We start from the raw sequence: 26099 nt of genomic DNA, 5'->3' as shown, positions 1-26099 counted from the left end.
GTGCCAATCCAACCCAGTTCAACCCAGTTCAACGCAAACAATCCACACTACATCCAATGACCGAACCTGTTCCGTCGATGCGGCAACATTCGCCCTCCGCCGAACGCAATCGCGAACCGATCCTCGCCGTCTTGCGCGCCGTGTTGCCGGCCACTGGCCGGGTACTCGAAATTGCGAGCGGCACGGGTCAGCACGCTATGTGCTTCGCCGGCGCGATGCCCGGACTGGACTGGCAACCGAGCGACGCCGACCCGCAAGCGCGCGAGTCGATTGCCGCATGGATCGCGCACGACGCGCCGCCGAACGTGCGTGCGCCGCTGGCGCTCGACGTGCATCAGGCCGACTGGGGCGTGGGCGCGCTCGATGCGGTGGTCTGTATCAACATGATTCACATTGCGCCGTGGAGCGCGGCCCAAGCGCTGTTCGCGGGCGCGAGCCGCCATCTCGCGCATGGCGGTGTACTGTATCTGTACGGCCCTTACAAATGCGGCGGCGCGCATACGGCGCCGAGCAACGAGGCTTTCGACCGGCAGTTGCAAAGCCGCGATCCCTCGTGGGGCGTGCGCGACATGGAAGCGGTCATGGCGCTCGCGGCATCGGAGGGATTTGCGTGCGACGAGCCGGTCGCGATGCCGGCCAACAATTTCAGCCTCGTGTTCCGAAAGCGCGAAGCACAGGCGCAGTGATCGCGCGGAACGGGCGCAAGCCGTGTTGCTTGCCGGATAACGAGCGGCAAACCGGCATTTCTTTTATGCTTTCACCCTCGACGTCCGGCCGACGTTCTTTCCGGCGCGGCGTCACGACACTTTTGGACACTGGAGAATTCACATGGGCAAACAGGCAATCGGCGTGGTGGGGCTGGCGGTCATGGGCCGCAATCTGGCGCTCAACATCGAGAGCCGCGGCCACGCGGTGTCGGTCTACAACCGTAGCCGCGCAAAGACGGACGAACTCATCGCCGAATATCCGGACAAGAAGCTGGTGCCGGCGTTCACGCTCGAAGAGTTCGTGGAGTCGTTGGAAAAGCCGCGCCGCATTCTGCTCATGGTCAAGGCCGGCGAGCCGACCGACGCGACCATCGCATCGCTCAAGCCGCTACTGGAGAAGGGCGACATTCTGATCGACGGCGGCAACACGCATTTCACCGACACGATCCGCCGCAATCAGGAACTGGCGAAGGCCGGTCTGCACTTTATCGGCACCGGCGTGTCGGGCGGCGAGGAAGGCGCGCTGAAAGGTCCGTCGATCATGCCGGGCGGGCAGCGCGACGCGTACGACCTGGTTGCGCCGATTCTCACCGAGATCGCCGCAAAGGCGCCGGACGGCGAGCCGTGCGTCGCCTACATGGGTCCGGACGGCGCCGGCCATTTCGTGAAGATGGTGCATAACGGCATCGAATACGGCGACATGCAGCTCATCGCCGAGAGCTATGCGGTGCTGAAGCAAGTTGTCGGCCTGTCGAACGAGGAACTCGGCAAGGTCTACACCGAGTGGAATCAGGGCGAGCTCGACAGCTATCTGATCGAAATCACCTCGAAGATCTTCAGCAAGAAAGACGACGAAACCGGCAAGGATCTGGTCGACGTGATCCTGGATCGCGCGGCGCAGAAGGGCACCGGCAAGTGGACGAGCCAGAATGCGCTCGACCTCGGCGCGCCGCTGCCGCTGATTACCGAGGCCGTGTTCGCGCGCGTGCTGTCGTCGCTGAAGGACCAGCGCGTGGCCGCGAGCAAGGTGCTGGATGGGCCGAGCGCGAAGCCGCTATCGGCCGAGCGCGAAGCGTTCATTGAGTCGGTGCGCCGCGCGCTGTACTTCAGCAAGGTGATCTCGTACGCGCAAGGTTTCGCGCAATTGCGCGCGGCCTCGGAAGAGTACAAGTGGGATCTGGATTTCGGCACCATCGCAAAGATCTTCCGTGCCGGCTGTATCATCCGCGCGCGTTTCCTGCAGAAGATCACCGACGCCTACACGAAAGACAAGACGATCGCGAACTTGCTGCTGGACCCGTACTTCCGCGATATTGCGAGCAACTATCAGTCGGCGTTGCGCGAAGTGGTGGTCGCCGCGATCAATGCCGGGGTGCCGGTGCCGGCGTTCGCATCGGCGGTCGCGTATTTCGACGCTTACCGCTCCGAGCGGCTTCCGGCGAACCTCGTGCAGGCACAGCGCGACTTCTTCGGCGCGCATACGTTCGAGCGTATCGACAAGCCCGGCAGCTTCCACGCGAACTGGGGCTGAAGCGTTTGAACCGCGCTGCGGCGCGCGTGCAGCAAGGCGCGCGCGGCGGTGCGGTGATTGAAACGCTTGTTGAAGTATTGTTGCTGCGCGTAGCGGCGTTTCCGAGTCTGACCTAATACAGACACCGACTATTGCAATTTCCGGAATAGAGTTTCGTCGTTTTAGGGGTTTCCCCTAGGTGCTCTCGCTCCTAAACTTCTGTTCAAGCGCTAGGGACAACAAAGCCCGAAGCGAATCACAACAAGTTCTGGAGGTTACACATCATGAAGACCCTTATCTCTGCCGTAGTCGTCGCCGCCGCTGCTTTTGCTGCCCCTGTTGCTTCGTTTGCTCAATCGAACCAGCCGGTCACGCGCGCTCAAGTCCGCGCTGAACTGGTCCAGCTCGAGAAGGCAGGCTACAACCCGGTCGGCGACCATGTCGATTACCCCGCAAACCTGCAAGCCGCTCAAGCGCGTGTCGATGCACAGAACGGCACCACGCAAGCCGCGGCTCAAGTGGCGAACAGCGGTTACGGCGCACCTGCCGCCGGCAGCTCGCAAGCAGGCCGCGCGGTCACGACCGATCGTAGCTCGGTTTATTTCGGCAACTAATCGGGCAGTCGAGCGGCGCGGCATCGGACAGCCGTTCGCGTAGAAGCCGAGCAGAAGCGCCGCCTGACTGACAGGTGGCCGCCGACAGAAAAAACGCCGTCGAGGTTTTTGCCTTGACGGCGTTTTGCCGTTTACCGCTTCGACGACGCCTCGCGTGGGGCAGGCGTGCTGCACAGCGCACCGTCTTTGTACCGGAATCCGGCGGATCAACGAGTCGGCAAATGCGGAATCGCTTTGTTGCTCGTCAGATTGAGCTGCTGCATCTGCCGATGTGCCTTGTTCAGATGCGCCTGCGCGGCCACGCGTTGAGCCTCGAGCTGCGACACTTCCTTGCGCACCTGATGCTGCCGGGTCGACGCCGCCTGTTCCTGCGCGCTACGCCGCTGCAAATCGCTGCGCAGCCGTTTGGCCTGCGCTTCGGAGCGCGCGACCATGCGGGCCAACTGCTCGTTTTGCGCCTCCAGTTGACTCGCCCAAAGGCCAGACGCCGCCGGAAATAAAGCGTTCCGGCTAACTGGCGGATTGGGCGGTGAGCGAAAAGCGATGGCTCAGCGGCGCGAGTGGGCTGTTGCCGTGCTCGCGCCAGGGTTGCACTGTCTGCGGATGTCCTCCGCGAGCGCAGCCTCAATGCAGGGTGCGTTGCCGGCCTATGTCCGCGAATAGCGCGTGGCTCGGTTCAAGCGCAAGCAGCCACGATTCGTCGTAGCCGCTCAGAATGTCGAGCGCCTCGCGCAGACGCTCGATGGCCAGCGCGGGAATCTCGACGCGCGCCTCGACGCCGCCCGACAGTCCCGCGATGCTCGCGAGCTGCACGAGTGCGTCGGCGGCCTCCGCCACATCGGCGGCAAAAATCAGATGCGTGTTCAACAATTCGGCCAGTCCCGGCGACGCGGCCACGTCGTCGACGTTGAGTTGCACGGCGAGAAATGTCGCTTTATTCATCGTCGACTCCATGCGGGATGCGGTCGTTTCAGTCCACGCCGCGTCGGCGCAGCAAGGTTGAGTATAGGCGAGGGTCCAAAGGTTTCAATGCTCACACCATTGCGGCCGGCACTCGCTGACAGAGCGTGGAGCGCGCGCCACGCGACTTATAATGGACGCTCCAAACGCTGGCCGGCAGCTCCCGGCGTGCGCCGTGTCCACGGCGGATTGCGACCGGCGCAAAGCGGCGCCTTTTCTACCGAGTGCCTTAGCGACCATGAAGATCATTCGCAGCAAGAGCTTCACCGCGACGCGCCCTTGGGGCGCGCTCGACATTGCCAACATGGGCGGCATCACCACACGTCTGCATTGGACTGATCAGCCTTACAAGTGGCACGTGAACGACGGCGAAGAAGTGTTCGCCGTGCTCGACGGCCGCGTCGAGATGCGCTATCGCCAGGACGGCGTGGAGCAGGCGGCTATTCTCGAAACGGGCGATGTGTTCTATGCGTCGGTGGGCACCGAGCACGTGGCGCATCCGATCGGCGCGGCGCGCATTCTCGTGGTGGAAGCCGCGGGCAGTGTTTAAGTTTGCGCAAGCGCGGTAATGTGCGCGGCTGCCGCGCTAACCCGCGAGCGGCACGGCAAATGCTACGGGCAACGGTCAAGACGATCGATGAAAAGCGCTTGAATCCAAAAAATGTCGAGGACAAATCACATGATGAGACCATGGCAATTGACGGGGACCCGTTTGCTGGCGACTGCCGCGCTAGGCGTAATACTCAACGGCTGCGTGAGCGCGCCGTGGGACAACACGCCGTTCTACGGCAACACACAATCCCGAGCCACCACGCTCAGCACGGTGCCCGTGCCGGCAGGCTTCTACCGCGTCAATCCCGGCGATACGCTTGCCGGAGTTGCATCGGCTTATGGGCATAGGCCGCAGGACATCGCGACGTGGAACGGTCTGCCGGTGAATGCGGCCGTCGCGCCCGGACAGGTGCTGCGCGTTGCTCCGCCGATGGCGTCCGGCAACGTTGTGCCGCCGCCCGCCGCCGCGGCGCCGAGCGCTCCCACGGCACCCGCCGCGCCCACGGCGGCGGCCGCGCCGCAGCAGGGCGTGCTGCAATGGCCGTTGCGGGGGCCCATCCTGAAGACGTTTGCGGCAGGCAAGTCGAACGGTATCGTGATCGGCGGACGACCCGGCGATCCCGTCAAGGCGGCCGCCACCGGCCGTGTGGTCTACGCGGGTTCGGGCATCGAGGCGTACGGCCCGCTCATCATCATCAAGCACGACGATTCGCTGATCACCGCTTACGGCCAGAACAGCACGCTGCTCGTCAAGGAAGGCGATGCGGTTGCGCAAGGGCAGACCATCAGCGAAGTCGGCGTGGATACTCGCGGCGTCGCGTCGATCCAGTTCGAGGTTCGTCAGAACGGCCAGCCGGTCGATCCGCTCGCGTGGCTGCCCAGGCCGGGCGGGTAAGCGCAGTTGGGCCGCGCATGAGTCCGACCTGTGCGCGGGCTGAGCCCCGTCCGCTTGGATCGACCTACCGACTTTCACGCGGCCATGCGAGGGCCGCGTAAATTGAATACACTGTGTGGCTCACAAGCCGACGCCGGTCCTGCCGTTGCAACGGTTGCAATCGTTGCAGGCGGACGCGGCAGTCCGGCCGACCGTCATGGCCTCTCACACGAAAGACGCATAGGGACACACAATGATCGATTTGCGCAGCGATACCGTAACCCGTCCAACTCCGGCGATGCTCGCGGCCATGTCGGCCGCCGAAGTCGGCGACGACGTCTGGGGCGACGACCCGACCGTGCTGCGTCTGCAGTCGACGCTTGCCGAACGCACGGGCAAGGAGGCCGGCCTGTTCTTCCCGAGCGGCACACAAAGTAACCTCGCGGCGCTGATGGCGCATTGCGCGCGCGGCGACGAATACATCGTCGGGCAGTTGGCCCACACGTACAAATACGAAGGCGGCGGTGCGGCGGTGCTCGGCAGCATCCAGCCGCAACCGCTCGAAAATGCCGCTGACGGTTCGATCCCGCTCGACAAGATCGCGGCCGCGATCAAACCGATCGACAACCACTTTGCGCGCACGCGTCTGCTGGCGCTGGAAAACACCATCGGCGGGAAGGTGCTGCCGGAGGGGTATGTCGCCGAAGCGGTTCGGCTTGCGCGCGAACGCGGTTTGTCGGTGCATCTGGACGGCGCGCGCGTGTACAGCGCGTCGGTCGCGTCGGGTAAGCCGGTTGCGGCGCTGTGCGAGCCGTTCGACTCGGTTTCGATCTGCTTTTCGAAAGGCCTCGGCGCGCCGGTCGGCTCGGTTCTGGTCGGCAGCCGGGCGCTGATCGACGTGGCGCACCGCTGGCGCAAGGTGCTCGGCGGCGGCATGCGCCAGGCGGGCGTGCTTGCGGCGGCCTGCCTGTATGCGCTGGAGCACAACGTCGAGCGTCTCGCCGACGACCACGCGAACGCCGCGCATCTGGCGGCGGGTCTGGAAGGCATCGAACAGGTGAAGGTCCATTCTGTTGCAACCAACATGGTGTTCGCTCAGTTCCCGCAACAGCATTGCGCGCCGCTCGAAGCCTGGCTCAAGGAGCGCGGCATTCTCACGCAGATGTTGTACGCGTCGCGGTTCGTCACGCATAAGGATGTGTCGCGTGAGGACATCGACACGTTTGTCGCGGCTGTGAAGGGGTACTTCGCCGCGCGTTGATTGCGTGCCGCTCAGGCGGCTATCGAGCGGGACGTCTCACGCGAAGAGGGCCGCGGCATGCAGAACGTGGCAGCGAAGCGGTATCGCGCGGTGCCCGTCAGGCCGTGCTCACGCTGGCCATCAAATGGTTATCAAGCTGTAATCAATTGACGGGAACGGGCGCGCTGCCCGATAGCGCGCCCGTTTTTATTTCCCCGACGCTTTCACATGCACGCCCGCCCGATGCGACGGCGCGAGGAGCCGCAATCCGCTCGCCAGACTCGCCGCGCCTGCGAAGAAGGCGCCGGCGCCGAGCGCGAGCGTCGGCCCATGCCGGCCCGCGATCCCGAAACTCAACGCGACCAGCGCCGCGCCGGTAGTCTGGCCGAGCAGCCGCGCCGTCGCGACGATGCCGCTCGCTCCGCCGCTGCGCTCGGGCGGCGCGCTCGCCATCAACGCCTTCAGATTCGGCGATTGAAAAAAGCCGAAACCCGCGCCGCAGATCGCCATGCGGATGCCGATATCGAGTACATGCGGATGCACCGGCAGCAGCGCGAGCGAGGCCATGCCCGCCGACATCACCGCGAGCCCGACGGCGCCGAGCAGGCCGGGCGGATAGCGGTCCGACAATCTGCCAGCGAGCGGCGCTGCCAACGCGACGACGACCGGCCACGGCGTCATCAGAAAGCCGGTTTCAACCTGGCTGCGGTGCAGTACATCCTCGAAATAGAAGGGCAGCGAGACGAACGCCAGGCCTTGTGCGGCGAACGAACACACGGCGGTCACCGCCGACAGCGCGAACACGGGCCGCTTGAAGAGATCGACCGGCAGCATAGGCGCCGGGTGCCCGGCTTCACGGCGAATCAGCAGCAGGCCGAAGACCACGGCAACGGCAGCGGCGCTCAGCACGAGTTGCGTCGATGCGCGCTGGGCCGCTTCGCCGAGCGCAAAAATCAGCGCGGCGAACGTCACCACGTTGAGCAGCGCGGCGAGCGGATCGAAGTTGTGCGTGCCGCGCTCGGTGTGCGGCAGCGCGGGCCATGCGAAAGCCAGCGCCAGCACGCCGAGCGGCACGTTGACGGCGAACAGCCACGGCCAGGAAGCGACCGAGAGAATCAGCGACGCGACCGTCGGGCCCACCGCAAAGGACACGCCGACGATCAGCGCGTTCGTGCCGAGTCCGCGTCCGAGCCGGTGCGGCGGATACAGGAAGCGGATCAGCGCGGTATTGACGCTCATGATTGCGCTCGCGCCGAGGCCTTGCAGCACGCGTGCGCCGGCGAGCATCGGCAGGGTGGGCGCCATCGAGCAGGCGAGCGACGCGAGCGTAAACAGCGCAATGCCGCCAATGTAAATCCGCCGATGCCCAATGATGTCGCCGAGCGCGGCAAGCGGCAGCAGCGTGGCGACCATCGCGAGCTGATAAGCGTTGATGATCCACACCGACGCAGCGGGCGCCGCGTGCAGATCGGCGGCGATGGCGGGCAGTGCAGTGTTGGCGATCGCCGTGTCGAGCGTCGCGAGCGCGACGGCGAGCATGATCGCCGCCATCGCACGGCGGTTGGCGGCGGACATCGGAGCATCCGCGGGAAAGGGCGGCGCGGATGCCGCGCTCAGCTTGTCGGACAAGGTGTGGCTCGTCGGGTGTGCGTGTCGACGCGGCACGTATCTGAACATGCGGCGCGCGAGTGGCAAGGTTGTGCAAACTGCAAGGGCGCGCGCTTGTTGGACGAACGCCCAAGGCCGCCGCGCGGCGAATGTAGCGATTGTTACAGAGTCGCGGAAATCCTGCAGCGCACGCGTACGCTGTAAGCTGTATGAAATCGCATGTGTATGCAACTAACTGTCAGTCCCGCGACGCGTGCTCAAGTAGACGTGCGCGGTCGCCCGTTGCGCAGCGGCATCGCGTACCCACACTCGCTTGATGCGCACGTCGTCAGCACCGGGCAGATGAGGCTTCAGATTCAATCACCTCTCCGGCCGTCTGAACGTTACGAGCTAAAAAGAATAATTGCATATGTCACGTGATTTGCGTCGCATCCTGTCACGCTTGCAGCGTGCACCTTCACACTTTGGCATCACCGCTCCGATCTGCCCGATGCACGCGTGCAGTGCCCGGCTACGCGCGCCTTACACCGTAGGCGTGCGTAAAAGCGGTCGACTGTGTACGTGGCCGCGCAGACAAGCGGGCATGGCATGTGCGTGACCAGCACCCGCGCTCGCCGGCATCCGGGAGTCGTAAAATGTCCTACTCTGATTCTTAACCCGCCTGACCGGCACGCGCCTCCCGTCCGTCATCTGTGCGGTTCGCGCATGCGGCAGCGTTTTTTCCCGGAGGCTTCGATGACAGCCGTCGATCTGGAATTCGACCAGCTCAACAGTACCGTCGACGCGCTACGGCGCTCAATTTCCAATCGCATGATGTACGGCGTCGGCAAGGACGCCGTCACTGCGCATCCGCATGACTGGCTGCACGCCGCGGCGCTCGCCGTGCGCGACCGGCTCGTCGCACGCTGGATGAAAACCACCCGCCTGCAATACGAGCAGGACGTGAAGCGCGTCTACTACCTGTCGATGGAGTTCCTGATCGGCCGGACCTTTACCAACGCGTTGCTCGCGTTGGGCATTCACGCTCAGATGAAGGAAGCGCTGGCGAGCCTCGGCGTCGACATGGACGCGCTCATCGACATAGAGCCCGACGCCGCGCTGGGCAATGGCGGTCTCGGCCGGCTGGCTGCATGTTTTCTCGATTCGATGGCGACGCTCGGCATTCCCGGCTTCGGCTACGGCATCCGTTATGAATACGGCATGTTCCGTCAGGAGATCGTCAACGGCGAGCAGGTCGAGGCGCCCGACTACTGGTTGCGCGCGGGTAATCCGTGGGAGTTTCCGCGACCCGAGATCAAGTACACCGTGCATTTCGGCGGCCGCACCGTGCAGCGCGGCGATCAGGTCGAATGGATCGACACCGAGCATGTGAACGCAACCGCTTACGACACGGTGATTCCGGGCTACGCAACCGACGCGACCAACACGCTGCGCCTATGGTCCGCGCGCGCCACCGACGAACTGGACCTCGGCGCCTTCAACCGCGGCGACTACCGCAATGCTGTGGACACGAAGAACATGTCCGAGAACGTGTCGCGCCTTCTCTATCCGGACGACTCGACGCCGGCGGGCCGCGAGCTGCGGCTGCGTCAGGAGTACTTCTTCGTCTCGGCGACCATGCAGGATCTGATTCGCCGCTATCAGCGCACGCACAGCACGTTCGGGCGCTTCTCCGAAAAGGTCGCGGTGCATCTGAACGATACGCACCCCGTGCTGGCGATTCCGGAACTCATGCGTCTGCTCGTGGACGTGCATCACTTGCCGTGGGACAAGGCGTGGAAACACGTCACGCAGATTTTCTCGTACACGAATCACACGCTGATGCCCGAAGCGCTCGAAACGTGGGACGTCGAGATGCTGTCGAGGCTGCTGCCGCGGCATCTCGAGATCATCTTCGAGATCAATGCCGGCTTTCTGAAGCATGTGAGCGAGCATTCGGGGCATGACGCAGAGATGATCCGCCGTATTTCTCTCGTCGACGAATACGGTCAGCGGCGTGTGCGCATGGCGTATCTGGCGATTGTCGCGAGCCACAAGGTGAACGGCGTGTCGAAGCTGCATTCGCAACTCATGACGCGGGACATCTTCGCCGACTTCGCGCGTATTTACCCGGACCGCTTTACGAATGTGACCAACGGCATTACGCCGCGGCGCTGGCTGTCGCAGGCGAGCCCGTCGCTGTCGTCGCTGATCGATCAGCGGATCGGCACGCATTGGCGCGGCAATCTGTTCGAGCTCGAGCAGCTGCGCGAGCTACGTAGCGATAGCAGCTTCGTCGAAGCATTCCGTGAAGCGAAGCGGCAGAATAAAGTGCGTCTCGTGCAGAGGCTCGCGCATCACACAAAGCTGCATTTCGATCCCGATGCGCTGTTCGATCTGCAGGTGAAGCGCATTCACGAATACAAGCGGCAGTTGCTCAACGTGCTGCACGTAATCGTGCGCTATAACCAGATTCGCGCGAATCCGGAGCGCGACTGGGTACCGCGTGTCGTGATGTTCGCCGGCAAGGCAGCATCCGCTTACCGGATGGCGAAGACGATCATCAAGCTCATCAGCGATGTGAGTCAGAAGGTCAATCACGATCCGCTGATCGGCGATCGCCTCAAAGTGGTGTTCGTGCCTAACTACGGCGTGAGCGTCGCGGAACTGATCATTCCCGCCGCCGATCTGTCCGAGCAGATTTCAATGGCAGGTACCGAAGCGTCCGGCACGGGGAACATGAAGCTCGCGCTCAACGGTGCGTTGACGATTGGCACGATGGACGGCGCGAACATCGAAATCTGCGACGCCGTGGGCCGCGAGAATATCTTCATCTTCGGTCACACGGCGGACGAAGTGGACGACCTGCGCGCGAGCGGCTACCGGCCGCGGCAAGTGTACGAGGAGAACGCAGAACTGCGCATGGCCCTCGATCAGATCCGCAGCGGCTATTTTTCGCCCGACGATCCTTTGCGCTTCTCGGATATTTTCCACACGCTGGTGGACTGGGGCGATCACTACATGGTGCTTGCCGATTTCGCCGCGTTTGCGAAGGCGCAGAATGAAGTGGACGCGCGTTTCGTCGATAAGCGCGCGTGGACCGAGAGCGCGATCGAGAACGTGGCGGGCATGGGGCAGTTTTCGTCGGATCGAACGATCAGCGAATATGCGCGCGAAATCTGGCGTGTGGATCCGCTCAGTCTAGGTTGAGCTTTTGCGTTGTTTCGCTGCGGATGGCGTGACTCCCGCAGCGGCGAGAAAAAAGGCCGGGCGTCTGTTGAACGACGAGCGGCCTTTTCGTGTTGAGGCTTTATTTAAGGCGTGAGCTTCTCGACCGCCCGGCTCGCGTAAAGACCCAACTGGGCGCGCGGAAAATCGAACAGCACGTCGATATTCTGCATGCCCATCAGACCGATCACGATGCGGTTCGCGCCGGGCTGCGCCTTGACGATGGTGACTTGCGCATCATCGTAGCGGTGCACCCAGTTACCCGAACCGACGGCCGCGTTGTAGTTACCCTGTATCAGCACTTTGCCCACGCTGTCGTCGCCGGTCCAGTTAGGCGCGGTATCCGTTTCAATGCGGATCATGCCGGTGGTGGCCGTGGCGAACACCAGCGGTGCGCAGAACGTCATCTTGTCGCCGACATTGATGCAGCCTCGCGGCCATTGCATCGTGCCGTCTTTCGATACGGTCATCGGCACTATCGTGTAGTCCTTCGTGATTGCGCTCGACGGGCTCAATAGCAGATACGGCTTCGCGAAGTTCGAGTGCACCAGATACCGCTCGCCGATGCGGCCGGCCAATGCGCGCAGCGGCTGTGTGCAACAGGTGTCGTCCGGTTGCGCGGCGCCCACGCCGAAAAGCCCCGAGAAGGCCCAGCCGAATTCGCCGCTGTAGCCGTCCATCGCAACGCAGTGTTTTGAGGCAGCCTGGCAACTGACGGTGTCGACTGCCTGCGCGCCGATCTGTACCGCCTTCGATCCGGCGACGCTCAGCGGCAATTTCACGGCCGCGCCGGAAACCTGCGCGCCGTTCGCGAGCAGCAGCGTGCTGGCCGGCGCGGCGCTCGCATAGTCGGAACCCGGCAGCACCGATTTCAATACACGCACACCTTGCGTGCCAGTATCGAGCGCGACGTAGACGGGTTTGCCGTCCAGTTCGACCGGCAGGCCGAGACGCGCGTGATCCTCGTCGGCGCGTTCCACATGGAGAGGAATCAGCACGCCGTCCTTGCCGCCGTTGATCAGCGAAACAGCCGGAGCCGGCGGCGTGGGAGTCGGGAATGTGACCGAGCAGCCGCTCAACGTCGACAGCGCGCCGGCGGCCACCAGCGCGGCAGCGGTGAAACGGGAAAAGTGACGGTGCAGGTTCCGGCACGCGGCATCGACAGTAAGCAGGGACATGGGGCACGCTCGCAAAAGCGCGGTCCCTGGCGAAGGCAATGCATACGGCCGCTGCACGCAAAGAGCGGTGGCGATGGCGCGATAAAAATGCGCCAGCACAATGCACCAGCTCTTACCGGTTGCCAACAGTGCGAGCGGAAATGTCGCAATGCGGCGGCATGCGCCGCATCACGAGGCCTGCGGAAGGGAACGCGCGATAACAGAAGCGGCGACTCTACCTGCGCACCGGCGCGCACTTGCAAAGATGTGTGAAGGCCTGGAGCGCGGCTCGACGCGCAGCGGCGGCGTCCCGATTGCATCGACGGGGATATCGACGCGAGCATTGCCGGCGCGGTTGCGTGAGCCCGCGGGCGCGGGCCCAGTTTGACTTACTTAAACTTTCTGAGCTGCAGAAGCGGCTGTGCCTTTAGCTTCGTTCACGGCGGCGCCGACGCGCTCGACGAACTCGCGATCGACGCTCGAAAGCGCCTCGCGTTCCCCGTTGGCCGTTTGCACCATCAGACGATGCGTGATGTCCTGCGTCGCCCAGGTCAGCCAGCCGACAACCGCCAACATCACGCCGCACACGATGCCCACGGGCGCGCGCAATACGCCGCCGACAATCCCGCCGACGAGCCCCAGCACCGAGATGGTGATGGGTATTACCTTGTTCTTCTGCACGGTGACGACCTGCACGCTGACAATGTCACGCAGCGGAAAGACCTGGCCAGCGGATGAGAGCGCGTTGCGCGTGACCGACACGCCGCGATCGTTGAAAGGGTTTTCCATCGAGATTTGAATGCAAGCTGTTGCAAAGGGCGCAGGGTACCAGACTTCAAAGTTCGATCGGAAATCGGTTCTTCCACTGCCCGGGAGCGGACCGCTTAGCTGGTCACGGCGGACCTGTCCCGAAACGACTGAGCCTCTTCGCAAAGCCATTTCGTGAAAAGCCGAAGTCCTTTCTTAGGACGCGTCGACGCCGTTTGCACGAGGCGATACGAGAACCCTGGCAGCGACGGGCCTTCGATCCGGCGCAGGCGCCCGGTGCGTAGTTCTTCGTCGATCAACACGTTGCTGCACAGCAACGGACCCAGACCACATTCGGCGGCGTAGAGCGCGAGCATTTCGTCGCTGTACCAGGAAATGCGGGACCCCACCGTCTGATCGTGTTCGACGAGCGCAAGCCACGCGGACCAGTCCGGCGCATTCAGCGCGCCGTTTTCCCACCTGTACGCGAGGAACGGAAATTTGCGGAAGTCCCCAATGACCGGCGGACGATCTTTGGGACACATGCCGCGATCGGCGACCACGATATAGCAGTCCTCCAGAATCACGGAACTCTGCTCGTCCGCGCCGACGGGACCATAGCGAATCGCGAGGTCGATATCTTCCGCGCGTAGATCGACGGATTTCTCGGAGCCATGGACATGCACCACGACGTCCGGGTGAATCGCATTGAAGCGCGCCAGCCTGGGCATCAGCCAACGCTGCGCGAATGCACGAGTGGCCGAGATCCGGATCGAATCTTCGTCGATGCGGGAATTGACAGTCTCGAACGCCTGAGCGATCTGGTCGAAGCCGTCTCTCAGCAGCGGATAGATTGTTCTTCCCGCCGGCGTGAGCGCCACCGCACCGCCTGTTCTTTCGAACAGTTTGTGACCGATGCGCGCCTCGAGTTGCCGGATCTGATGGCTCACCGCCGTAATGGTCACGGACAGCTCAGCGGCGGCCGCAGTAAAGCTCTGATGCCGGGCTGCGGCCTCGAATGCGCGGATCGAATTGAGCGGTGGCAACTTGCGCATCGCGAAATACCTTCATGCGAAGGCGGCCCGGTTACGGTGAATGCATTCTACCGAAAGGAGCCGTGCGCGCCTCCCGGGGCTCGTCGCGGCTCTTTTGTCAAAAACAGCGCCTTTAGCGCCACGGATAGTGAGCGTGTGTGCATCACCCGTTGACGCTGTGACATCCCGCGAGTCGGCTGACCAGTACCGGTACCGCACCAAAAGCATCCGCGACCGATGCCTCGTGTCGCGCGTCGCCGAGCTCCTGGTAGCCGATGCTGATCGCGTGGCTTTCCTCGACGCCAAGATAATGCGCGCAGGTGAGGATGTGGGTTTCGAGGTGATTCATCTTTTCGCGCACGCCGCCCGGGCCGAATCCAAATTCGCCGTGCGAACTCAGAATGACGAGCTTCTTGCCGCTCATAACTGGCTCAAGCGGAAAGTCTCCGCGTGCGAGATCGAACGTGAACGTCTTGCCGATCCGGATGACCATGTCGAACCACGACTTCAACGCGGCCGGCATCCCATAGTTATACATCGGCGTGCCGATCACGATCAGATCCGCGCGGTCGAGTTCGTCGATCAATTCGTCGGACAGTCGCAATGCCTCATAATCGGGCGCACGGGTCACCGAATGCATGCCAGCCCAACAGCCCTTTGCAACGATTCAAGGTTAGATTGTGAAATCCGGACAAGGCGCGATATGCGTCGCTCTCACCGCCGCCGCGCTATTCGGCGCCGCCACGCCGTTGGCCAAAGAGTTGCTCGGATCCGTCGATCCGTTCATGCTTGCGGGACTGTTTTATCTCGGCAGCGGAGCCGGGCTCGGTTTAGGTATCGCATGGCGTTTACTGATCTCGCCCGGCTCGCGATCCAGCACCGGCCATCGCATCAACAAAGGCGAGTTGCCATGGCTTCTCGGGGCAATTGCAACGGGCGGCGTCGCGGGTCCGGCGTTGCTGATGCTAGGGCTGTCGAGCACGCCGGCGGCCACGAGTTCGTTGCTACTGAACCTCGAAGGGGTATTAACCGCTGTCATTGCCTGGGCGATTTTCCGCGAGAATGTCGACATTCAGGTCTTCCTCGGCATGGTGGCGATCGTCGCGGGGGGCGTGATTCTGTCGTGGCATCCGGGATCGACGGGCATGCCCGTCGGGGCACTGCTGATTGTCGGCGCGTGTCTGTGCTGGGCCATCGACAATAATCTCACGCGCAAGGTCGCCGCGAACGACGCAATGGTGATCGCGTGCGTTAAAGGCCTCGTGGCCGGTCCGGTGAATCTCGCGATTGCGATCGCCGCCGGCGCTTCGCTTCCGTCTGCTGGAACCGTGGCGGCGGCAATGCTGACCGGGCTGGCCGGTTACGGCGTTAGCCTCGTATTGTTTGTCGTCGCTCTTCGCCATCTTGGTACGGCGCGTACCGGCGCTTACTTTTCGGTCGCGCCGCTGTTCGGCGTGATGCTTTCGCTCGTCATCTGGCCCGCGCTGCCCGATCTGTCTTTCTCAGCCGCCGCTCTTCTGATGGCACTCGGAATCTGGCTGCACGTGCGGGAAAGACACGAGCATCGACATAGTCATGAGCAACTCGAACACACGCACCGGCATCGTCATGATGAACATCATCAACACGAGCACGACTTTCCGTATTCCGGCGACGAACCGCATACGCACTCGCACGTCCATCTGCCGGTCACGCATTCGCATGCCCATTTCCCCGATATTCATCACCGCCATCGCCATTAGTGCGCCCGGCCTGGAGAGGCCTCCCCGGGCGTAAAGAGCTCGTCGCGGCCCTTCCAGATACTCCGCGTCAAGCTGACACTGAATGCATGCTTGCTGGGCACGTGAGCCTTTCGCGACCGGTGGAATCATCTAATCTAATGCTTCGATGCGAGGGCGCATGCAACGATCGTTCCCGTCGCGCCGGATAGGGATAGCAGAATAGCCGGATAGCCGGGTACGGCCTCAACGTACAATGAGTCATGCTCACCAGCCGGCAGACGAGTGCGAATCCCGCCGACTTGCACATGTCATGGGTCGATATTCAACACACGGCGAAAGCGTCGGCGCGCTGCCGCTTGCGTCGGTCAACGCGTTGGAAGATCATGGTGCGATGGCCTTCGCCAAGGTGCTTGGGGGTAAATATCATGGCTACATTCGGTATCGACGCTGTGCGTATCGACCCTTCGACCGACCGGATCACGCACGTGCGCTGGGCGGCTGTCGATCCGGCAACACGTAGCTGGTTGTCGCCCACTTCGATCGTCGAGGTGCCGCAGGTCGTGGCCGCGATCCGTCGCGGCGACGCCGTCTGGTCCCTCTTCACGCTTGGCGGCACGCGCTTTCTCGGGCCGAAAATCGTCGCCGTCGCTCACACCAACGGGCACGACGGGATCGACACGGACGTTCCCGATGGCCACATCGAAAAATGCATTGACGACCTGCCGCGCATCTAGCGCGCGCTGTTCGCTTTCGTTGCACTTTGCCGGCTAGCGCAGTTCAAGCCACATCGGCCGATGGTCCGATCATTGGCTGTGCAAGCCAACTTGCAGCGTGCCACGCGTGGCTGGACATCTTTCGCGACGAACATGCGGCACATGAACACCGCGCGTCACTTGTTGCCTGGACATAATTTGGAAAACACCAGCGCGCCTCTCGCACGATGAGGACGGCCCGACGCCGCCAGCCACACCGCGTGCCCACTCATGTTTTCTCGATCGAGCCATGTCGATTCCACTGTAGTCGGATCGTCGTAACAGTGTGTCCAACTTCTCAACTAAAAGGCTGACCATGACTACCGGAACCATCAAACTCCACCGTGTATTGCGCGCGCCTGCGGAACGGGTCTACCGGGCGTTCCTCGAACCCGACGCGCTGGCGAAATGGCTGCCTCCGTATGGCTTTACTTGCCAGGTCCACCATTTCGAAGCGCGTGTGGGCGGCACCTACAAGATGTCGTTCCGCAACTTCGGTAGCGGCAATAGCCACTCGTTCGGCGGCGAGTATCTCGAACTCGTGCCATCCGAGAAGATCTGCTATACGGATCACTTCGACGACCCCAACCTGCCCGGCAAGATGTCCGCGACGATCACGTTCCGCCGGGTGTCGTGCGGGACCGAGATCTCGATTCTTCAGGAAGGCGTGCCCGAGGTCATACCGGTCGAAATGTGCTACCTCGGCTGGCAGGAATCGCTGATGCAGCTAGCGAAACTGGTCGAACCCGAGATCGCCGACTGAGCGCAGGACGCCACCCGATTTTGTCCGGCGCGTTCTGCGCGTAGACTGAATACAGGTCCCGCATTCGCCTGCAACGTATCGTTGCTTGCAGCCGGACAGCGTGCTGCGACGCGGCGATCTGCTGCAACGCGGCACGCGACCAGGCGGGCGCCGGCTCAAGACGGAGGTGGCGATGACCGATTTCAACGAGGCCCGCGAGCGGATGGTCGAGCGGCAGATCGTCCGGCGCGGCATTCGCGATCCGCAGGTGTTGGCCGCGATGCGGCGCGTGCCGCGCGAGGCTTTCGTGCCCGACTATCTTCGCGCTCTGGCATACGAGGACAGACCCCTGCCCATCGGCAACGAGCAGACCATTTCCCAGCCAGCCATTGTCGCGACGATGATCGAGGCCGCGGAACTACAGCCCGACGACATCGTGCTCGACGTGGGCACCGGTTCCGGCTACGCGGCTGCCGTCGCGGCGGCCATTGCCGCGCATGTTTATTCAATCGAGCGTCACCCGGAGCTTGTCGCCACGGCCCGCGACATCCTCGCGCGGCTCAATATATCCAACGTCACCGTGCATCTTGGCGACGCCACGACAGGCCTCGCGGAACACGCGCCGTACAACGCGATCATCGCGGCGGCGGGCGGCCCGCATATTCCAGCGGCATGGCGAAAACAACTGGCTATCGGCGGCAGGATCGTCATGCCGGTTGGCCGTGAGCGGCATTATCAGCGGCTCGTCAAACTGGTCCGCCGCGGCGAAGACGACTATCGCAGTTGCTCGCTCGGCGAAGTAAGTTTCGTGCCGCTGGTAGGCGCCGACGCGTGGCCGGCACCGGATGCAGCGCCGTGCGACCCTGGAGGCTCAGTCGGCACAGGCGGCGCGGACGACCGGCGTCCGTGCCCGATGAGCGCCGGCGAGCCCGCCAGCCGGCATCGCTTCCTCGCAGTGGCTTGAACGGCATCGCACAGCGCCGGGGAGACATCGACATGAACGGCTACCAGATCACTTTTTTCACCCAGCACGATCGGCGTCATCGCGGCAAGCCGCTTGCCGACTGGCTCATCCATCTGGCCGGCGAACTCGGCCTGCGCGGCGCGACCGTGATACCGGCGAGCGAGGGTATCGGCCACCATCGCCGTGTGCACTCTTCGCACTTTTTCGAACTGGGCGATCAGCCCTTGTCCATCGTGATGGCGGTGACGAGCGAAGAATCGGGCAGATTGTTCGAGCGCTTGCGCGCCGAGGGCGTGCATCTGTTCTATGTGAAGACAGCCGTGGAATTCGGAGTAATTGGAGACGACAACACTGGCGGAGTTGCACATTAGGGAGCCGCACCGATCGCGACAAAGCGATGCCGGGGGCTCGCGATTTGCCGAAATGAATGTTCGCCGTCTGGCTAACGCGCTTGCATTCCGCGGTCTTGCTGCTTGCGCGCCCATTGCGCGAGACCGGCGCAGGCAATCAGCAAGCTGCCCGTCACGAAGAACACCGAATGCAATCCCAGGTACACACCGATCTGCCCGCCGATCACCGGCCCGATGACCTGACCGCTGAATTGCGCGGATTGCAGATAGCCGAGCATCTGACCGGTTTTGCTTTCGTCGACGGAGTGCCTTGCAAGCTTCGAGATAGCCGGCAGAAGACCGGCGAGACTCATGCCCATCAACATTCGCAAGCCGCCGAGTTGCCACCATTCGGTGACGAAGGCTTGTGGAATCATCGCGATGCCGGTCACGACCAGACACGCGACAATCACGTTCCAACTGCCGATGCGGTCGGCGAGTGCGCCAAGCCGGGCCGCCGTCAACATGCTGCCCAGCCCGGAACACGCCATCACCACACCGGCGATACGCGTAATGTGCTCGGGCGCCACGCCAAGCCCGCCAATGTAGACGGTGATGATCGGTTCGATCGACATGTTGGCGAGGAGCACCATCATCGCGGTGGCGAGGAGCGCCGTGACGATCGCGTAGTTCGTGCGGCGGGCTGACGGCATCGCGCTGGTGGCCTTGCGGGCGGCGGCGTCGGCGGGATGAAAATCTTCTTTGACGACGAAGATGGTCAGCAGGGCCGCAACCGCGATCATGGCTCCTCCGGCGAAAAACGTGCCGCGAATGCCGAGCCACGCTGGCAACACGCCGCCGACCAGGGGCCGATCAGACTGCCCGCCAGCGCGCCGGTCGACAAAATCCCCAGCGCCCAGCCCGCGCGGTCGCGCGGCACCTGAGTGCCGACCATAACGGTGGACGCGGACGCATAACCGCCAACGAGTCCCGCAATCAGCCTCAGCGCGACGAGTTGATGCACTGTATGCGCGACGCCGATCAGCGACATGACCACGGCCATGCCCACAGCGGCGCGGACCAGCATGGGCTTGCGGCCGTAGCGGTCCGCAAGCCGCCCCCACAGCGGTGCGGTAACGGCGGTTCCGAGGAACGTCGCGCCGAACGCGATGCCCGACCATTCAATAACTGCCGACTGCGACGAGCCGCCGAGCTGCTGCACATACAGCGGCAGGAACGGCAGCAACATGCTCAGGCTCACTAGCGTGGTGAATGAACCGAACACGCAGACAACCAGATTGCGCCGCCAGTAGTTTTCGTTGCGTTCGGCGTAGCCTGGCCGCACGGGCTGCAGTCCGGAAGGGAATGGGGAGAGGGCTGTCTGGTTCATGTGGTCCTCCGCGCGATGATGCGACGGTTCTGAGTCCAGTCAGTCTAGATTGAGTCGTATCGCGCGAGAATCCACGGCACCCGGACGATATTCTTCCGCCAGGCGGTTCAATTCGGGCCGGTGACACTGCCGAGAATTTTGAAGTGCTTGCGCAGGCGAGGCGCGGCAAAGTCGACGAATGCGCGCACTTTGGGAACCGAAAGCCGTCCGTGGGGCGTGAGCAGATGAACTGGCAGCGGTGCCTGCTCACTGTCGGGCAGGACGATTTTCAGCGATCCCTTTTTGACCTCCTCGGCGACGTGATACAGGAGCATGCGCGTGACGCCGTGACCGGCCACAGCGGAGGCGACGGCCGCACGAATCGTGTTGACCATGAAGCGCGGCGTGAACTGAACGACCTGAGGTATCGGCGAGCCGCTCGACGTGGGAAAGGTCCATGAGTCGACGCCGAAGTGCGTCATTGAAATGATCTGGTGCTGCGCGAGATCTGCGGGAGCCTTGATGCGCGGATGCCTTGCAACGTACCTGGGCGAAGCAGCAACGACGCGCCTGACTTCGTCCACGGGGACTGCGACGAGCGTCGAATCGGCGAGATGCGCGATGCGCAGCGCCACGTCGATACCTTCGTCGATCAGGCTCACGGGCCGGTCGAGCAATTGCAGGCGGATCGAAACTGCGGGAAAGCGTTCGATGAATTCGTCGACGATTGGCCGCAGCAGGTCTTCGCCCGCGGCAACGGGCGCTGTCACGGTCAGCAGACCGCGCGGCGCCGAGCGTTCGTGCGCGACGAGCATGTCAGCTTCTTCCAGGTCGGTCAGGATGCGCCGGCAGGCGGACGCGTAACGCTTGCCCGCTTCGCTGAGCTTGATGCTGCGCGTCGTGCGATGAAGCAGCGCCGTGTCCGTATGGGCTTCGAGGAACGCAATCGCACGGCTCACGGCCGCGGGCGAGCGGCCTAGCCGGCGGGCCGCGCCCGCAAGGCTGCCTTCGTCCAGCGTGGCGATGAAAACTTTCATCGCGTCGATTCGGTCCATGGCGATTCCCTCATGCTCGACCGGGGTGATGGTGCAAGCATTATCGCTTCAACGACCGCGCAAATATAACGACGCCGCACCCGGAAAGAGTGGCGGCGTCGCGACGCTACATTACTGCGGGCAGTTTCAAACAACTGCGATTACGACATCGATATTGCCGCGCGTCGCCTTCGAGTACGGACACGTTTGATGGGCGATCTCAGTGAGCGCCTGCGCGGTTTCGCGGTCGATTCCGGGCAGGCTGACGTTCAGCCGCGCCTGCAGGAAATAGCCGCTGTCGTTCATCGCCAGATCGATTTCCGCGTCGACGGCGGTGTCAGCGGGCAGCGCGACTTGCAGCTTCTTCGCAGCGAGCCCCATTGCGCCGATGAAGCACGCGGACCATCCCGCAGCCAGCATCTGTTCCGGATTCGTGCCGGTCGCCGACGCGCCGGGCGAACCGAGCTTGACGTCGAGCCTGCCGTCCGAGCTGCGCGATGCGCCATCGCGTCCGCCGGTGGTGTGGGTTTTGCCGGTGTACAGCACCTTGTTTGATGAGTTCATGATCGAAGTTCGGTTAATAGATGAGTGGGTACAGGTTGATCTCGAGTCTGACGCTTAGCTGCCCTGATAAAGCTTGTTCAGTGACGCGATCTCACCGCTCTTCGTCGCGCGAGCCAGTTCCTGACGCACTTCGGCACGGCTTTTCGCCGCGCTTTGCGTCGGCGCCCATTGGTGCGTTTGCTGCGCGTCCACATTGCTCATCGCAACCGCGGAAGGATTCGCGGCAAAAGCGGAAAGAGTGGTAGCGGAAAGAGCCAAAGCCAAAGCGATCGTGGATACTTTCATGTCGTGCTCCATAAGGGATAAAGTAAAAAGGCGTCCGGTGACCGGGGAGCACGCCGCAGTTGCAGCAATGCCGGCAAGACTGCGTTAGGAGCGCTGCCCGTATTCCGTCGTTGATGCATTAGAACGGCGGCGGGTATCTGGCTTGTGTCAGCGAAGCGGCCTATTGCAATGCTGTGTATCGCGTGGAGCCGCATATACATTGCGATACAAAGCCGCCGCCTGTGCGGTGCGGCTCGCCTGATCGCATCGGCAGATGCATACGCAAGACGCAACGCCAGTCTGTTAATAGTTTGTCCCGCTGTCTCCTGCTACTCGCTCATATAAAGGAGAGTAAGCATGTCCGACCAGATTGATACGCGACGCCGCCGCTTGCTCGGCACTACCGTTGCCGGGATCGGTTTGATGCAGTTGGGCTTGAGCGGAGTGGCGAGCGCGCAGTCGAGCGGCACGAAAATGGCAGGGCGTGCGGATTCGTTTGCGAATGTTCGGCAGATCAACGCCGGCGTGCTGAATGTCGGTTATGCGGACGAGGGTCCGCGCAACGCTCCGGTCGTCATCCTGCTACACGGCTGGCCGTACGATATTTATAGCTTCGCGGAAGTCACGCCCTTGCTGGTTGCAGCGGGCTATCGCGTCATCGTGCCGTATCTGCGCGGTTATGGCTCCACGCGCTTTCTTTCCGCAGACACACCGCGCAACGGCCAGCAAGCGGTAGTCGCGGTCGACATCATTGCGTTGATGGACGCGTTGAAGATCGACAAAGCGGTCTTCGGCGCTTTCGACTGGGGGGCGCGCACCGCGAACATCATCGCGGCGCTGTGGCCCGAGCGGTGCGCGGCGCTCGTATCGGTCAGCGGCTATCTGATCGGCAGTCAGGAAGCGAACCGCGCGCCGCTGCCGCCCAAGGCGGAGCTTGCGTGGTGGTATCAGTTCTATTTTGCTACCGAGCGCGGCGCGGCGGGTTATCAGGCGAACCGTCACGACTTCAACAAGCTGATCTGGCACACGGCATCGCCGAAATGGGATTTCGACGACGCAACCTTTGACCGCTCCGCCGAGTCGTTCAACAACCCGGACCACGTGGCGGTAGTGATTCATAACTACCGCTGGCGTCTCGGGCGAAAGGCGAGCCGCAATACGACGAACTGGAAAAGCGCCTCGCGACGGCGCCGGTAATCGCGGTCCCGACCATCACGATGGAAGGCGACGCCAACGGCGCGCCGCACCCTGACCCGGCCGCGTACGCGAAGAAGTTCACCGGCAAGTATCTGCACCGCAACATTGGCGGCGGCGTTGGCCATAACCTCCCGCAGGAAGCGCCTAAAGCATTCGCGGATGCGATCGTCGATGCCGCCCGTCTTTGAGCTTTTGTCTGACCGAACCGCGACGCGCTCACTGGCCGGCATTCTGAATGCGCTGTGAGGCCACTGCAGGCGCGTCGGTGCAATGTTATGTGTCAGGCGCAAGCCCGGATACATTGCGACATAAATCGCCGCTGGCCACGCGCTATAAAGCAGGCATTGCACAATCAGGAGAGTCCGCATGAACACCGATCGACTGACGGGAAGCTGCCACTGCGGGGCCGTCAAATTCGAAGTGAACACGCCTGTCGCTCCCGCGGCGCGCTGCAATTGCAGCTTGTGCCGCCGCAAGGGCGCGCTGATGAGCCCGCCGTTCACGGCGGATCAGTTGACGATCACGCAAGGCGAGGACGCGCTCACGCTGTATCAGTTCAACACGCGCGTGGCGAAGCACTTCTTCTGCAAGCACTGCGGTATTTATCCGTTTCATCAAACGCGCAAGGACCCGAAGCTCTGGCGCGTCAATATCGGTTGCCTGGAGGGCATCGATCCGTATACGCTGGATGCCGGTCTTTCCGACGGCGCCAGTCTTTCCGTCGTGGAGGACGCATGAGGCGGCTGCTGGCAATCATCGCGTTCATCGCGGGCGGCGCGGCTGCGGAATGGGCGCATCCGGTGCAGTGTTCAATGCTGTGTGCGAGCCGGGTGCAGGTAAAACGTCAAAAGAGATGATCCATTGATGGACACGATCGACCACGTACTGATCGTCGACGACGATCGCGGGATCCGCGAACTGATCGCCGGCTACCTCGAAAAGAACGGCATGCGCGTTTCGCTCGCCGCCAACGGACGACAGATGCGCGCCGTTCTGGATCAAGGCGCGCCGGACCTGATCGTGCTCGATCTGATGATGCCCGGCGAAGACGGTCTCGTGCTATGCCGCGAGTTGCGCGCGAGCAAGTTCCGCGCGGTGCCCGTGCTGATGCTGACAGCGCGCAACGAGGAAGCCGACCGCATTCTCGGTCTGGAAATGGGCGCCGACGACTATCTGCCGAAGCCCTTTGCCGTGCGCGAACTGCTCGCGCGCATTCGCGCCGTGCTGCGCCGCGCGCGCATGCTGCCGCCCGGCATGCAGGTAACGGAGACTGCGCAAATGCTGGAATTCGGCGATTGGCGGCTCGATACCACGGCGCGCCATCTGCTCGACTCCGAGGGCACGATGGTCGCGCTAAGCGGCGCCGAATACCGTCTGCTGCGCGTGTTTCTGGATAATCCGCAGCGTGTGTTGACACGCGACCAACTGCTCAATCTGACACAAGGCCGTCAAGCGGATCAATTCGACCGCTCTATCGACCTGATGGTGAGCCGCCTGCGTCAGCGCTTGCGCGACGTCGCGCGCGAACCGCGTTACATCAAGACGCTGCGCAGCGAGGGCTATGTGTTCTCCGCGTCCGTCAGTGCGATCGAGGATCAGCAATGAACCTCATTTCGTCGCTGCACTGGCCGCGTACGCTCTTCGCAAGGTTGACGGTGATCCTGTTCGTTGGGCTCGCCTCCGCGCAGGCGTTGTCGTTCTGGCTCACCATGACCGAGCGCGACCAGACCATGACGAACGTGATGATGGGCTACATCGAGCGTGAGGTCGCGAGTTCCGTCGCGCTGCTCGACCACCTGCCCGCTAACGAACGTGCGCAGTGGCTGCCGCGTCTCGCGCGGCGCAGCTACGAATTCATGCTCGGGCCGGGCGTGAGCGGCGGGCCCGTGGACGCTAATCTGTCGGCGCGCGTCGCTCGATCCATTGACGAGGGCATAGGCACGAACTATCCGCTCACGGTGAATGCGGTCCCGGGCGACCGTGAACGGCTGCAGGTTCACTTGAAGCTCACCGACGGCACGCCGCTCACCATAGACATGCGCCCTATGTCCGGTGCGCCGTTATCGCGCTGGTTGCCGCTCGTGCTGCTGCTGCAACTCGTCGTACTGCTCGGCTGCTGCTGGCTGGCCGTGCGCACGGCCACGCGCCCGCTGCACGATCTGGCGGTCGCCGCCGACGCGCTCGGCCCGGATCTCAAGGCAGCGCGCCTGAGCGAAAGCGGACCTTCCGAGGTCGCGCGCGCCGCGCGTGCATTCAATGCGATGCAGGAACGCATTGCGATGTACGTCACCGAACGCATGCAGATTCTCGCGGCCATCTCGCACGACCTGCAAACGCCGATTACGCGCATGCGTTTGCGCGTCGACATGATGGACGCGGAATCTGAAGGCATCAAACTGCGCCAGGATTTGCAGGAAATGGAAGCGCTCGTCAAAGAGGGCGTCACGTATGCGCGCACCTTGCACGGCGCAACGGAATTGCCGTGCCGTATCGACCCGGATGCGCTGTTCGACAGTCTGGTTTGCGATTATGTAGATGCCGGTCAGGCGGTGTCATTGCAGGGCCGCTTCGGCATGCCGCTAATGACGCGCCCGCAGGCGTTGCGGCGCATCGTCGGCAATCTGGTGGATAACGCTCTGAAGTTCGGCGGCAGCGCGGAGATCGACATTGCCATGCTGCCCGATGGACAGGCGAGCGTCGCCGTGCTGGACCGCGGCCCCGGCATTCCGGCCGATTCGCTCGAAGAAGTGTTCCAGCCGTTCTACCGGCTCGAAGCGTCGCGTAACCGTCAGACCGGCGGAACCGGGCTTGGGCTCGCAATCGCGCGGCAACTGGCGCTCGCCATGGATGCAACGCTCGAACTCCGTAATCGCGCCGGCGGCGGGTTGGAGGCGAGGCTCACGTTGCGCAATCTCGTGAAGGCGTCGCCTGCGGCGGTGGCGTAGAGCGGCCA

Annotated in this window: 24 protein-coding genes and 3 pseudogenes; 16 read left to right on the top strand and 11 right to left on the bottom strand. The window is 63.0% G+C overall.

Annotated elements, in window-relative coordinates; translation table 11 throughout:
- Window positions 1-56 precede the first annotated feature (56 nt).
- The 3 genes from RW095_RS11905 to RW095_RS11895 all read left to right on the top strand — a co-directional run bounded on the left by RW095_RS11905 (window position 57) and on the right by RW095_RS11895 (window position 2831).
- Window positions 57-686 (top strand): DUF938 domain-containing protein, encoded by a 630-nt coding sequence (locus RW095_RS11905; protein ID WP_317019227.1) that lies wholly within the window; start codon window positions 57-59, stop codon window positions 684-686.
- Window positions 687-828: 142 nt separating this feature from the next.
- On the top strand, window positions 829-2238 hold the full coding sequence (gndA, locus tag RW095_RS11900; protein WP_128597627.1) for an NADP-dependent phosphogluconate dehydrogenase: 1410 nt from the start codon (window positions 829-831) through the stop codon (window positions 2236-2238).
- 263 nt (window positions 2239-2501) lie between these two features.
- Window positions 2502-2831: a DUF4148 domain-containing protein gene (locus tag RW095_RS11895; RefSeq protein WP_317019226.1), complete on the top strand. Its 330-nt coding sequence runs from the start codon at window positions 2502-2504 to the stop codon at window positions 2829-2831.
- Window positions 2832-3037: 206 nt separating this feature from the next.
- Here the strand turns inward: RW095_RS11895 and RW095_RS11890 are convergent.
- Together RW095_RS11890 and RW095_RS11885 are read right to left on the bottom strand one after the other, a co-directional pair.
- Window positions 3038-3301: pseudogene (locus RW095_RS11890) on the bottom strand (DUF2968 domain-containing protein); the annotation flags it as partial.
- Between the two features lie 154 nt (window positions 3302-3455).
- Entirely contained in the window at window positions 3456-3773 is a 318-nt protein-coding gene (locus RW095_RS11885; RefSeq protein WP_128592540.1) for a hypothetical protein, read from the bottom strand.
- Window positions 3774-4029: 256 nt separating this feature from the next.
- Here RW095_RS11885 and RW095_RS11880 point away from each other — a divergent pair, with 256 nt between their 5' ends.
- The 3 genes from RW095_RS11880 (at window position 4030) to ltaE (ending at window position 6478) form a co-directional block, all read left to right on the top strand.
- Entirely contained in the window at window positions 4030-4341 is a 312-nt protein-coding gene (locus RW095_RS11880) for a cupin domain-containing protein (protein ID WP_317019225.1), read from the top strand.
- A 129-nt stretch (window positions 4342-4470) separates the two neighbouring features.
- Window positions 4471-5238: a peptidoglycan DD-metalloendopeptidase family protein gene (locus RW095_RS11875; protein WP_317019224.1), complete on the top strand. Its 768-nt coding sequence runs from the start codon at window positions 4471-4473 to the stop codon at window positions 5236-5238.
- Window positions 5239-5470: 232 nt separating this feature from the next.
- Window positions 5471-6478 (top strand): low-specificity L-threonine aldolase, encoded by a 1008-nt coding sequence (ltaE, locus tag RW095_RS11870; RefSeq protein ID WP_317019223.1) that lies wholly within the window; start codon window positions 5471-5473, stop codon window positions 6476-6478.
- A gap of 186 nt (window positions 6479-6664) precedes the next feature.
- Here ltaE and RW095_RS11865 read toward each other — a convergent pair whose 3' ends face one another.
- A complete protein-coding gene (locus tag RW095_RS11865) occupies window positions 6665-8032 on the bottom strand; it encodes an MFS transporter (RefSeq protein WP_317019828.1) in 1368 nt (455 codons plus the stop codon).
- A gap of 768 nt (window positions 8033-8800) precedes the next feature.
- Here RW095_RS11865 and RW095_RS11860 point away from each other — a divergent pair.
- Entirely contained in the window at window positions 8801-11254 is a 2454-nt protein-coding gene (locus RW095_RS11860; protein ID WP_317019222.1) for a glycogen/starch/alpha-glucan phosphorylase, read from the top strand.
- A 104-nt stretch (window positions 11255-11358) separates the two neighbouring features.
- On the opposite strand, the gene RW095_RS11855 is transcribed toward RW095_RS11860, so the two are convergent.
- The 4 genes from RW095_RS11855 to RW095_RS11840 all read right to left on the bottom strand — a co-directional run bounded on the left by RW095_RS11855 (window position 11359) and on the right by RW095_RS11840 (window position 14850).
- Window positions 11359-12450: a hypothetical protein gene (locus RW095_RS11855; RefSeq protein ID WP_317019221.1), complete on the bottom strand. Its 1092-nt coding sequence runs from the start codon at window positions 12448-12450 to the stop codon at window positions 11359-11361.
- Window positions 12451-12822: 372 nt separating this feature from the next.
- Window positions 12823-13218, bottom strand: a complete 396-nt coding sequence (locus RW095_RS11850) for a DUF6232 family protein (RefSeq protein WP_317019220.1) — start codon at window positions 13216-13218, stop codon at window positions 12823-12825.
- Window positions 13219-13313: 95 nt separating this feature from the next.
- On the bottom strand, window positions 13314-14231 hold the full coding sequence (locus tag RW095_RS11845; protein WP_317019219.1) for a LysR substrate-binding domain-containing protein: 918 nt from the start codon (window positions 14229-14231) through the stop codon (window positions 13314-13316).
- A gap of 142 nt (window positions 14232-14373) precedes the next feature.
- The gene (locus RW095_RS11840) at window positions 14374-14850 is read right to left on the bottom strand and encodes an FMN-dependent NADH-azoreductase (protein ID WP_317019218.1); all 477 of its coding nucleotides are present in this window, start codon (window positions 14848-14850) and stop codon (window positions 14374-14376) included.
- A 40-nt stretch (window positions 14851-14890) separates the two neighbouring features.
- Between RW095_RS11840 and RW095_RS11835 the strand changes: the two genes are divergently transcribed.
- The 5 genes from RW095_RS11835 (at window position 14891) to RW095_RS11815 (ending at window position 18760) form a co-directional block, all read left to right on the top strand.
- Window positions 14891-15952, top strand: a complete 1062-nt coding sequence (locus RW095_RS11835) for a DMT family transporter (RefSeq protein ID WP_317019217.1) — start codon at window positions 14891-14893, stop codon at window positions 15950-15952.
- A 404-nt stretch (window positions 15953-16356) separates the two neighbouring features.
- Window positions 16357-16665, top strand: a complete 309-nt coding sequence (locus tag RW095_RS11830) for a hypothetical protein (RefSeq protein WP_128587774.1) — start codon at window positions 16357-16359, stop codon at window positions 16663-16665.
- Window positions 16666-16999: 334 nt separating this feature from the next.
- Window positions 17000-17446 (top strand): SRPBCC family protein, encoded by a 447-nt coding sequence (locus RW095_RS11825; RefSeq protein WP_317019216.1) that lies wholly within the window; start codon window positions 17000-17002, stop codon window positions 17444-17446.
- 172 nt (window positions 17447-17618) lie between these two features.
- Entirely contained in the window at window positions 17619-18389 is a 771-nt protein-coding gene (locus RW095_RS11820; protein WP_317019215.1) for a protein-L-isoaspartate(D-aspartate) O-methyltransferase, read from the top strand.
- Between the two features lie 32 nt (window positions 18390-18421).
- Window positions 18422-18760: a DUF190 domain-containing protein gene (locus RW095_RS11815; RefSeq protein ID WP_128597614.1), complete on the top strand. Its 339-nt coding sequence runs from the start codon at window positions 18422-18424 to the stop codon at window positions 18758-18760.
- A 71-nt stretch (window positions 18761-18831) separates the two neighbouring features.
- Here RW095_RS11815 and RW095_RS11810 read toward each other — a convergent pair.
- The 4 genes and pseudogenes from RW095_RS11810 to RW095_RS11795 all read right to left on the bottom strand — a co-directional run bounded on the left by RW095_RS11810 (window position 18832) and on the right by RW095_RS11795 (window position 21970).
- Window positions 18832-20108, bottom strand: a pseudogene (locus RW095_RS11810) (MFS transporter).
- A 107-nt stretch (window positions 20109-20215) separates the two neighbouring features.
- On the bottom strand, window positions 20216-21142 hold the full coding sequence (locus RW095_RS11805; RefSeq protein ID WP_317019214.1) for a LysR family transcriptional regulator: 927 nt from the start codon (window positions 21140-21142) through the stop codon (window positions 20216-20218).
- A 126-nt stretch (window positions 21143-21268) separates the two neighbouring features.
- Window positions 21269-21685, bottom strand: a complete 417-nt coding sequence (locus RW095_RS11800; protein ID WP_317019213.1) for an organic hydroperoxide resistance protein — start codon at window positions 21683-21685, stop codon at window positions 21269-21271.
- Between the two features lie 54 nt (window positions 21686-21739).
- Window positions 21740-21970: a DUF4148 domain-containing protein gene (locus tag RW095_RS11795; protein WP_128597623.1), complete on the bottom strand. Its 231-nt coding sequence runs from the start codon at window positions 21968-21970 to the stop codon at window positions 21740-21742.
- Between the two features lie 336 nt (window positions 21971-22306).
- Between RW095_RS11795 and RW095_RS11790 the strand changes: the two are divergent.
- The 4 genes and pseudogenes from RW095_RS11790 (at window position 22307) to RW095_RS11775 (ending at window position 26091) form a co-directional block, all read left to right on the top strand.
- A pseudogene (locus RW095_RS11790) lies at window positions 22307-23334 on the top strand (alpha/beta fold hydrolase).
- A 178-nt stretch (window positions 23335-23512) separates the two neighbouring features.
- Window positions 23513-23884, top strand: a complete 372-nt coding sequence (locus tag RW095_RS11785; protein WP_128591604.1) for a GFA family protein — start codon at window positions 23513-23515, stop codon at window positions 23882-23884.
- A 126-nt stretch (window positions 23885-24010) separates the two neighbouring features.
- On the top strand, window positions 24011-24751 hold the full coding sequence (locus RW095_RS11780; RefSeq protein WP_128591602.1) for a response regulator: 741 nt from the start codon (window positions 24011-24013) through the stop codon (window positions 24749-24751).
- Entirely contained in the window at window positions 24748-26091 is a 1344-nt protein-coding gene (locus RW095_RS11775) for an ATP-binding protein (protein WP_317019212.1), read from the top strand. The genes RW095_RS11780 and RW095_RS11775 overlap by 4 nt, the downstream gene beginning before the upstream one ends.
- Window positions 26092-26099: the final 8 nt, after the last annotated feature.

The sequence above is a fragment of the Paraburkholderia kirstenboschensis genome, assembly GCF_032806925.1.
Classification (GTDB): Bacteria; Pseudomonadota; Gammaproteobacteria; order Burkholderiales; family Burkholderiaceae; genus Paraburkholderia; species Paraburkholderia kirstenboschensis.
This window is presented reverse-complemented; position numbering and strand designations above follow the sequence as displayed.